This is a genomic window from Cohnella sp. SGD-V74 (genome assembly GCF_003001675.1).
Classification (GTDB): domain Bacteria; phylum Bacillota; class Bacilli; order Paenibacillales; family Paenibacillaceae; genus Cohnella.
The window spans coordinates 20777-32257 of sequence record NZ_PVYW01000002.1 but is presented as its reverse complement, the minus strand read 5'-3'; the positions used below and the strand labels follow the sequence as shown (position 1 = coordinate 32257).

Genomic DNA, 11481 nt, shown 5'->3' with positions numbered 1-11481 from the left:
ATAAATGGAGTTGAAGCAGAGGCAGAAGAGCGGCCTGTTGCGCTTGATCGCTCTTGCGATGGCTGTCTGCCTGCTGAGCTCCGCGTTTCTGGAGAGAGCCGCCTCGGCGGCTTTTTCTCCTGCGGACATTCGCGGAGCTTGGTCGGAGCGGATTTTGCTGGAATGGATGAACAAGGGCTGGTTAACCGGCTATCCGGATGGAACGGTAAAGCCCAAGCTTGAGGTGACGAGGGCCGAGTTTTTCTCGCTGGCGAACAAATCCCTCGGGTTTGTCGATGAAGCGGCGATATCGTTCAGCGACGTAAAGCCGGGAACCTGGAAAGCGAAACAAGCCGCGATCGCGGTGCAGGCCGGATACGCCGAAGGCTATCCGGACGGAACGATGCAGCCCGATCGCCAAATTACCCGCGAAGAAGTATCGGTTATGGTGGCGAAAGCGTTCGACCTGAAGCTTAGCCCGGAAGAAACGGCTGTTTTCAAAGATGCGGCGTCTATCTCGAACGCCGGCAAGGGCGCGGTCGGCGCTTTGGTCGTGAACGGGATTCTCAAGGGGTATCTGGACGGAACGTTCAGACCGAAAAAGGTCATTACGCGCGAGGAAGCGGTCGCCATTCTGGACGGTGCGCTGAAGAAGCTGGAGCGGGGAAGCGACAAGGCTCGGACTTTCTCCGCCGCGGGCGTTTACGGTCCGGCCGACGGAACGGAAACGATTGCGGGCAATGCGGTCGTTGCGGCAAGCGGCGTGACTCTTCGCAACATGGACATCCAGGGCGATCTCCTGCTCTCTGCCGGTATTGGCGAGGGAGAAGCCGCTTTGGATAACGTAAAGGTTAAGGGTACGGTTACCGCAAACGGCGGCGGCCCTAATTCGATTCACTTGGACAACTCCCAGTTGGAAAGCCTTATTGTCGACAAGAAAGACGGCAATATTCGCATCGCAGCGAAAGGAAACACGATGGTGAAGCGGGTGGACTTGCGTTCCGGCGCCAAGCTGGAGTCCGGCGCGGCCAAGGACAAAGGCTTCAGAACGGTGAATCTGGCGAAGGAAATGCCTGCCGGATCGAAGGCGAGCCTGCAGGGCGAGTTCGCGGAAGCAAACATAGCTTCTTCGAATGTTGAGCTGGAGCTGCTCGGGGGGACGATTGAGAAGCTGAACGTGTTGTCCGGAGCTTCCGGGAATACGATGAAGCTGCAAGAGGATACGAAGATTGTCGATCTGACGCTTGAAGAAGAAGCGAATGTACAAGGAAAGGGCACGATCGATCGTGCGATCGTCAACGATCAGGCCAAGGACTCGAAGTTCGAGCGAGTGCCGGGCAAACTGGAAGGCGGCGGCGCTCCTCCTTCATCTCCGGGACCCGTCGGCGGTGGCGGCGGAGGAGGCGGTGGAGGAAACCCGGATACGACGCCTCCGGCCGCTCCCGTAGTAACGGGTGTTCAGGATCAAGGGATCTATGCGGGGGCGGTGACTCCGAACTGGAGCGATGCTTCCGGCACGACCAGTACAGCAACCTTGACCAAGAACGGTTCCAATAAAGTCAGCTATACGAGAAATACCGAGATCGTCGAAGACGGCACCTATATCCTGAGCGTTACGGCGGTAAAAAGTTCAAACGGAATGAGAGCGACGACGACGATCCAATTTACGATCGATTCCGTTGCTCCGGCAGCTCCAAGGATCGAAGGCGTCGCCAATGGCGGCCGCTATTTCTCCGTTTTGCCGGATTGGACCGACGCGCCGAACACGGTCAGCGAAGCTATGATCAGCCAACACGGGCATGGGGCCAAGCCTTACGAACGCGGAACGCGGCTTGAGGAGGAGGGCGACTACGTCCTTACGGTAACGGCGAGGAAGGCAAACGGCTTAACGGCCGCGACGACGGTTCGTTTCTCGATCGATTCCTCCGCTGCGATTCCGGCGGCAATAGAGGGCGTGGAAGAGGGCGGCACGTATTCATCCGCAATTGTAACCTGGACGGATGTGTCCGGCATGAACAGCACCGCCACACTGGCCAAAGACGGAGGCGCAACCGCTCCGTTCAATAGCGGAACGGAGATCACGGAGGAAGGCGACTACGTTCTGACTGTGACAACGCGGAATGTGCTGAGCAACGAAACCGTTGAGCAGCAAATTCATTTTACGATCGATACCGACCTGCCGCAGCCGATTGTAACGGGCGTCGCGGATAACCAGATCTATTTCGAACCGGTCACGATAATCTGGGAGCCACCCCCAGGGACGACGATTGCCGGGGTCTCGCTCAGAAATCTGACGACAGGAGAAGTTACGGATAACCTCTCAAGCCCGACGACGATTACGGATGATGGGACGTATGCCTTGTCGGTGAATGTGGAAAGAGATGGCGCAGTGATCCCCTATAGTTACCAATTTGTAATTGCAGGCATCCGCGGGTTAAATGACGGAGAAACCTACCAGGGCGTGACGCCTGATTGGGTCGAACCGCTCGGATTCGGCTCAGTCGGCAAAAGCGAAGCGATGTTGAGCAAGAACGGAGATCCTGCTGTACTGTATACGAAGGGAACAACGATTGACGAGAACGGTGAATATGAATTAACGGTAACCTGGCATACGAGGAACGAAAATTCAGCAACGCAATCGGTTAACTTTACGATCGTTTCTCCGCCTCCAACGCCTGACATCAGCATTCTTGGCACTGCGAGATCAATTGGCGGGGTGTACTATCATTACAGCGCGACTCCGCACTGGACAGACCCGCCAGGCACATCAAGCACGGCTGCGCTAAAAGTAGGCGATGCAGATCCTGTTCCATACGTGGGCCGCAAAACCATTGAAGAAGACGGCGAGTATGAGTTGACCGTGACATGGACGGATTTGTCCACCGGTCTGACCGCAACGAAATCGCAGCAGTTTAAGGTGAACATCGGAGCTGCTCGTCCGATTCTCTCCGGCATCGAGGATAAAGGGATCTATTTTGAACCGGTGACGATATCCTGGACTCCTCGAGAAAGTACGGAGATCGCTTCAGCCAGCCTGACAAATGTGAATACGAATGAACGGATCGATGACCTTCCGAACTCAACGGCCGTCGCTGAAGACGGCGAATATGAGTTTAGTGTGGAGGTAAGCAGAGACGGTGAGGTTAAACAGTACACCTACCCGTTCATCATTGCGGGAATCCGTGACGTAGAAGACGGAGGCGTGTACATGAGCAGCGTGACGCCTACCTGGTTCTCGCAGAGCATATTCTCCACCCGTAACGAAATGTGGCTGACGAAAGATGGCGAGCAAGTTCTAGCGTATAACAAAGGAGACGCGCTATCCGAGCCTGGAGAGTATGTATTAAATATTTACTGGTTGGTTTATCAAGAAAGCATACTGCAAAGGGTCCACTTTACGATAGTTGAATCTGTTGAGATAACAGGTGTCGAGCATGGCGGTACGTATGCATCGGCAGCTCCGACGTGGACGGATGTACCTGGATGGACCAGCACGGCAACGCTTATCAAAGACGCTGGCGAAAGTATGGCCTACACAAGAGGGACCGTGATTGCGGAGGACGGCAGCTATGTGCTGACATTGACGACCCGCCTGGATTCAAACGGCCGCGAGGTTCAACAGCAAATCTCGTTCACGATCGATACCGTTCCTCCGGGTGAAGCGACAATAGCCATTGGGGGCAATTCCAGGGACTTGTCCGGGGTAACGGCTTATTACAACGCAACGCTGACTTGGACGGAGCCAACCGGCACGACCAGCACAGCTGTGCTGCGGAAGGACGGCGCAGAGCCTGTCCCGTACACGATGGGCGCTCTCATTGATCAGGATGGAGACTACGAACTCATCGTGACGACCACGAAGCTGTCCAACGGCGCGACTTCAACGGCCACGCGGACGTTTAAAGTGGATGTCGGTCCGGCCCGGCCTGTCCTATCGGGCTTCTCAGATGATGCAGTCGTATTTAACCCGGCTGAGATTGCCTGGGCGCCCGGCGGGGGGACGCAGATCGAGTGGACCAGTCTGTTGCACAAGAACAATAATTCGACCAGACACAATCCTTCCAACCCATGGACGATTACTGTGGCCGGGGAATATGTGCTCACTGTTCAAGTGAATGACGGCCAAGAAAGTGTACAGTACGCCTATCCATTCATCGTTGCCGAGCTCCTCGGTGTAGAAGAAGGGGGAGCATACTCAAGAGCATCGGCCAGGTGGTATGTGCCGCAATATTTTGGTGAAGTTGAAGCGGAGCTGACGAAAGATGGCGGTTCTCCAACACCGTACTCAATGGGAACAATGATTAACGAGCTTGGAGAATACGTTCTGACCGTAACCTGGCGTACCAACGCCGGCAGTTCGGAAACGAAGTCGATTCGCTTCACGATCGTTCCTCCGCCTCCTGCGCCTCATCTGACGGGCTTTTCGGATAACGCGATCTTGTTCGGGTCGGCAGAGATTGCCTGGACGCCCAGTGAGGGAACTCAGATTGAAAGTACCAATCTGTGGCACAGAAACAGGAATTCAAATCGCCATAACTTTCCGAGCCCAATAGTCCTTACTGAGGTAGGCGAGTACGAGTTCTATGCAATTGTGAATAAAGACGGGGTGACCGGCCGGTACGATTATAAATTCATGCTTGTCGAGATTAGCGGCGTAGAGGAAGGGGGCGCATACGCAAGCGCAGCGCCTGAGTGGTATGAGCCGCAATATTTTGGCGAAGTCGAAGTGTCGCTGGCGAAGGATGGCGGTTCTCCAGTACCGTACGCTAAGGGAGAAACGATTAACGACCCCGGAGAATACGTCCTGACCGTAACCTGGCGCACGGACTCCGGCAATTCGGAATCGAAGTCGATCCGCTTCACGATCGAAGGGGAAGGTCCTGCGGCTCCGACGATTGAATTGACCGGTGCGCCAAACGGCAGTTACTACTTCAGCGTCGCGCCTACTTGGACGGATGCTGAGGGTACGACAAGCATAGCGACATTAAGCAAGGATGGAGCTGCTTCCGTCGAGTACAATAAAGGAACGTTAATCGAGGAAGATGGCGAATACGTCCTGATTGTGACTACAACGAAAACAGCTAACGGCTTAACGGCCGAGGCGACGATTACCTTTACGATCGATAGCCGCCCTGTATAAGCGAATTTTGTAGAAACGGCTGTCCGCCCGTCGATCATGACGGATGGGCAGCCGTTTCTTTCGTCCGCTAACTGCTGCGGTTGCCCGATCCGTCCATGTGCTGGCGTTCTGCGAGGCCGACCATCCAAGCTATGAAAAAAGGGATCGTCCCAACAGGCGGCGCAATCGCTGCCTGCGGGATGATCCCTTTCGTTTTACTTGGCGGAGCCTCCGCTCGGAGGTCCGTTCTTGACGGTCGGCTTCTGGATGGCTTTCTCCGCTTGTTCGAAGTAGTAAGCGGCGCCGATCTGGAAGCCGAGCCCGAAGCCTACGACGTCGCCGGCTCCTTCTACCGCTTTGCCCGATTTCAAAATGTGGAACTGTTTGGCCAGCTTATCCTCATCGAAATCCGTTATCTTCAGCTTAAGCGAGCCGATGCTGTATTCGAGCTTGGGGAGATCCTTGTTGCTCATAAAACCGCTCAGAACTTCGCCCAAGCCGTACGTGTACGCTTTGGCGGCCTTGATGATTTGTTCGTAATCGTCGAGCATTAACGAGAAGGAGCTGACGTTCCACACCGACGAGCTGACGCCGATAAACGCGCCGGCCATGAAAGCCATATAATCGTCGCCCGTCGGAGAAACGGGTTCCATCGCCATCAAGTACTCCGCGAAGCTGCCGTGTTCGCCCGTATCGGTGACGGAGATCGTCTCGTAGGTGTCCGGGTCGATCTCCAGCCAGGCCCAACGGCTTTCGCCCTGAATGCTTGCCGGTCGATTAGGGATCAGCATGGCCGCGGTGGAGGTTTTGGCCCGCTCAAGGAGCGCGTCCGGGAAACCATGCTCCTCCATATATATCAAATCCTCTTTCCGGTTGTTCCCGAGGCTCAGGAACAGCGACGTGCTTTCCGGGCTGTTCTGCCAGACGTCCATGAAATCCGTCTTGTCGCCCGGCAGCGCCGCGCCTTCGAGCCGGGAAGCGAACAAGCCGCTCATGATCTGAAAGCCGTGGACGGCTTCCTCCGACCCCCGATGAATCCGGTTCGCGATCTGCTGCAGGTCGACGCTTGTTCGGAGCTTCGAGTTCGCCCGGTCGTTGCGGACGGTTACGAAGATCACCCGTTCCTTGTCGACGCGTCCTGCCGTAACGTCCAGAACTTCCGCAAGCTCTCTCTCGTAGGCGGTCTGATTGGCAATGATCCGATACAGAATGCTCCGGGTATACCACACAAGCGCGGAGTGGTCATCCGGCTTCGCCGTCGCCTTGTGGACTCGGCCCGCTGCCTGCTGCAGCGCTTCGGCCGCTTCGGCGGACAGATCGGGGAGATTAACGGCAACCGTATGGAAAATGTCTGCGATCTCTTCCCCGTCCTTGAGCTGCGTTTCGTGTACGAGCTTCTTCTTCGGCAGTTGAACCTCGATGCGCACGCCGACGATCTTCTGTTCGTTCGTGTCGATCAGACGATTGCCGACGATCTGCAGCGTCTGGCTTTCCAGCACGGCCGTGTACTTGCCGCCGGAACCGCCCGCGCGGATATCGATCGGCTCGCGGCTCAACTGCTCAAGGTCCAGCGCGGCATCCAGAACGCGAACTTCCTCGATGAGCGGCCCTTCGTCGCTGCCTCCTCCGCCGAGCGCGCCTCCGATGTCTCCGGTGATGCCGCCCACTCCCCGGTCTTCTTTCGCTTCGGCCATGAAATAGACGCTGATCGTGCTTTGCGCGGACGTCATGCGCTTGCTTTCCTGACCGCCGGGGAAGAAGGCCAGACCGTCCAGCTCCGACAGGTCCTTCATGAACGGCACGACGAAGATTTTCGTCTTTCCCTGTTCGTCGGAGTAGGACCATGCGGGCAAATGCTTCAGATTTACCGCATCTACCGAGCCGAGTTCCTCAAGCGCTTTCCTTCCCTTCTCGGTGACCTGCACCACTCTAAGCGCCGGGCTGTAACCGAGCTTGGCGAGCAGGCCGCCGGTCAGGTTGGCCAAGTCTCCTTCCGTTCCCCAGCCTTGGGCCAGCACGGCTTCCGGAGCGTTGCGGTAGATCGAATACAGGTCGGCGGAGGGCAGCCATCTGAGTCCGTCCACCAGCGTCTGGAAGTCGGACCGCGTCTTGACCGATTCCAACTGCAGCATGCCGTGAACGATGGGCAGAGGAGCCGGAATACCTTCTTTGCGGCCTTGACCGGCATCGAAATCGACTGTCTGCACGGCATTGGCCGACGCTTTGGCGGCTTCAAGCGAACGGTGGCGGCTGATCGCATCCGTCAGCGCAGCGGAGAGCTGAACGTCGAACTTGTCGTCCAGAGGCGGCTCTACCCGTTTGACGAGCAGATCTTCTTCCGAATAGACTTCGGTCCCGACGGGAAGGTTCAGACCGACGAACAGGTCGGATTGCAGCGTCCAGTTCAGATCCGCCTGATTGTTAGGGATCGAGAACACGAGCAGCCCGCGCCGCGAGGCGCCGTCGAATACGGACCAATCCTTGCCGACGCCGAGCAGCAGCCCGTCGGTGATCGGGTCCGCTTGCAGGTCCGCAACCTCGCGATCTGCCGGGGCGTGAACCGGCGCAAGCTTAAACGTCTCGCGGAACCCGGACGATCCGAAGCCGTCGGACTCGTCGGCCACCGTCACGTCGGCGATAACGAAGTTGCCGCTGCCGGACTCCATGTCGCGAATGCGGGACAGCGAGTTGACGGTCAGCGTTACTCCCTTGCCCGGGATCGCCGCAGCGCCGTCTTCGTCCGATGTCCCCGCCGAGCCGCTTGCACTCGAATTGCCCGCCGCGGAACCGCCGCTTACCGGAAGCACTGTCGCGCCGCCGAAGAGATCGACGCACAGCTCCATCGGCATTGTTCCCAGCGCATTCGGAGTCTGGAAGGCCAGGCGGGCTTTGTTGGAGGACCCGGGACCGAATAGGACGGGCCGCAGCAAGCCGTGAGGCAGCAGAGCGGTGGCCGTATGAACGGGAATCAGGAAAGGGCCCTTGGCGGTCTTGACGTTCAGATAAAACCGCTCCTGCGGGTTCAGCTTCAGATCGGCCTGAACGAGAGATTTCAATTGAGCTTCCACGATTTTGAACACGCTCGTTTTGCGGGTCAGCGCCACCTTCTCGATATGATCCGTTTCACCGACTGCCGTCAGGATCAGCTCGAACGTATCCGAAAGCTTGCCCGCGGCGCTTGTCGGCATGCCGGCCAGCACGTCGGGGTCCTCCTTCGGCAGGGGACCTGCCAAGGCGAGCGACATATGGCCGTGTTCGATATCGTAGTAGTGGACGGAAGCCTGCTCTATCTTCTCGTCGGGGACGAGGAACACCAGCATTCCCCTAATCGTCTCGCCCTTCCTGACCGTGACGTCTCCTTGTCCGGGAGGCGCCAGCGGCTGCTCTGTCAGCCAGGTCGCCGTGGAAGCCGGATAGGTGCCCGCACCGTTGACGTTCATGAAGAAATGCGAGGCGAAATCCGGAATCAAATAGGCGGCTCCGTCCGGATGAACGTTTGTCAGCTCCATCTCGATAGCGGCAAAGCTGCGATTGGTCGGCGCGTCTACGCCTTTCAGCTTTTTGAGGAAGAGAAGCTCTCGGGCCGTCCATTCGACTGCCTTGTTTTTCCCCTGGCTGTTCAGCGGAAGACGTTTGTAGATTTTGACCTCCTCGCTCGGCAGATCGCGTCCGTAGACGAGCGCAGCCGTCGCTTGCTCGTATTGCGCGACCTTCTTGCCCGTCTCGAAGCCGATCGTCTGAAATTCGACCTTGTCGCCTGCGTCGAGCAGAACGGGGAAATCGACCAATTGATCGTCTGAATAAATGCGGGCGAGGCCGTCAGCGGATTCGTTGCGGACGGCGAGCGTCAGCGGAATCTGCTTGGAAGGACGCTTCTGAACTTCGGCAAGCGCATCTTGGAACGCCTTGGCCAATACAGCCGGATCTTCCGAGATCACGTACTTGCCTCCCGATTTTTCCGCCGCCCATTTGAACGCTTCCTCGCTGTCGCTCGTTCCGAGACCCACCCACAGCACTTGGATGCCTTCTTCTTTGATCCCGTTCAGCATTTCTCCGAAAAAGGCTTTTTTGTCCTCTTCGACATCAAGCGCCGCATCGGTTACATAGACGACGACGCGCTTTTCGGAAGGGATTTGCTTTAACGAATAGTACGTCACGTAGACGGAATTCAAAATGTCGGTTCCTCCGACCGCCTTCAGATTGCCCAGCGCCTGCAGCAGCTCGGATTTGCGAGAGGTGAACACCTGATCGAACTTCAGCTCCGTCGAGAAGCTGAGCAATTGCATCAGGCTATTGTCCGGAAGCTGGCCGATGAAGTCATGGAACAGATGCTTGACCTTGTCGATGCGGTAATCGCCGTTGCCCGAAGCGGGATCGACGTCCATCGAGCCGCTCACGTCCAGCGTCATGGCGATGACCGGAACGTCGGATGGAGACTGCTCCTTCGGCCGCTCGTAGGTGAGCTCGAACCGGTTGCCCAATCTGTCGTTAATGGCGGCGAACACATGGTTTAATGCGGCTGCGTCCTGCGCGGAATAATACGTGCCTGCCGACATTGCGGCCAGCTCCAGCAGCGTCGAGTTGTCGTGATCCGGACCGAAGCCGATCGAGTAGATCGGAATGCCGGAGCTCTTCACGGCTTGCTCGACTTCGCTTTTGCTCGCCTTGCTGCCCGTGCCCGCTTTCTCGGCGTTGCTGTCCACGCCGTCGGTGAACACGACCAGCGTCGGCCGCTGCTTCTCGCCCAGCAGGCTCAGTCCCTCGATGACCGAATCGTACAGCTTCGTATTTCCTTTCGCCTTGATTTGATCGAGATTCGCCAGCACTTCCTTCTTGCTGCTGCCCTCCAGCACCCGGATCTCGGAGTCGAAGTCGATCACCTGGATATGGACGTTGTCGGGGAGTCTTTGAATAAAAGCGCGGGCGGATTCCAGCACTTGCCCCATCGACTTCGACATGGAGCCGGAGGAGTCCAGCGCCAGCACGACGCTTGGCGGCGTCGCGATCCGCTCGAGCTTGACCGGCTTGCCCGATCTGCCTCCCTCTACAATATCGATATCCTTCATATCGGGCGTAAATTTGGGATTTTGAGAATCGAGCAGCATGAAGGTCAAGCGTGCCTGATCGCCCAGCTCGACGGCTTCCTCGATTTTCAGCTTGCTCTCTTCGCCGCTGGCATCGCCTATTCCGTCGTTCCGGTAGGCGCTCTGCAGCAGCGGCTTGATCTCCACTTCCGTCATCTCTCCCGCGCTGACGGGAACAAGCCTTGTATTGAGAGGGATTTTGTTTTCCGGCTCAACCACGACGTTCCAGAAACCGGAGGGAAGCCAGAACAGCGTGTCTCCTTCCGGCGTTTTGTCGCCTTTCAGATGAAGCTCCGGATGGGTCAGCGTAACTCCCGGAGGCGCTTCGACCGTGATCTGACCCAGCGCGTCCCCGCGCACCTTAAGCGCGCCAAGCCGTTCCCCGTCCTTGACCGGACGGATGTCCTCGCCTTCGTCAAGCGTGAAGACGATTTCCTTCGGATCGGAGTCCGGACTCCAGGTCAGCTTCCACAGCAAGGGGGAGGACGTATCTTGCGGAATATCGTCCAGCGTATAATGGTTTGTTTTGTAGGCGTACAGCTCCTGATTGTAAGCCAAATCTCTGCGGTATTGGCCTTGCGAATAGAAGCCTTTGCCCGCCAGCCGGACTTGGCCTTCCGCCAGATCGACTTTAAGACTCTGGTATTTATGCTGTTCGTTGGACGTCATAAAGTAGATTTCCTGATTCGGGTAAGCGGACGTCTGGAAGATGACGGACTCCCCATGCTTCAGACGAAACTCTTTATAAACCTTAAGCAGATACCCCTCGCCATTCTTCGAAGCGATTCCCCACCAGACGGTTCCTTCCGGATCGTCCGCGCGAAGCACCCAGCTGTCCTCGGAAGCGCCCATATAGAACTTGCCTCCGAGCTCGGTAACGTACAGCCTCAGATCCTCCCAGGGGTCGGCTTGCGCATCCTTCCACTGCACCTGCAACTGCCATAGATCTCCGCCGGTGATTCGGGACGTTTCCATATTTTCTTCATCGACGTATTTGAATTCCTGGGTCTGATTGGGGGTGTAATCGACGGATTGATAGTTGCCCTGGGATCCGAACGGATTCAAATAGGGGATCGCAATGTCCCACTTGCCGATCGGATACGTCTTTCTGCGGGGCAAATCTTTGACGGCATCGGCGCTTCCGGGCTTTCCCGAAGCGACGGACTCGACGGCCGTGCCGCCGGAGCCCCCATTGTCTCTAACAAACAGGGCAATAGCGCCGAACGCCAAGAGCGCGCCGACGAGAAGAAGAAGGGCGATCTTGGCGTTCTTATTCGCAAGCAAGCTTTTCATGGACTG

Annotated in this window: 2 protein-coding genes; one reads left to right on the top strand and one right to left on the bottom strand. The window is 57.1% G+C overall.

The genetic code is table 11. From position 1 onward, the window contains the following. The first annotated feature begins 4 nt into the window (after positions 1-4). Positions 5-5119 (top strand): S-layer homology domain-containing protein, encoded by a 5115-nt coding sequence (locus B0G52_RS02910; RefSeq protein WP_094042032.1) that lies wholly within the window; start codon positions 5-7, stop codon positions 5117-5119. Between the two features lie 194 nt (positions 5120-5313). Here the strand turns inward: B0G52_RS02910 and B0G52_RS02905 are convergent, their stop codons facing one another. Beyond that, entirely contained in the window at positions 5314-11475 is a 6162-nt protein-coding gene (locus tag B0G52_RS02905) for a vWA domain-containing protein (RefSeq protein ID WP_094042031.1), read from the bottom strand. Positions 11476-11481 lie beyond the last annotated feature (6 nt).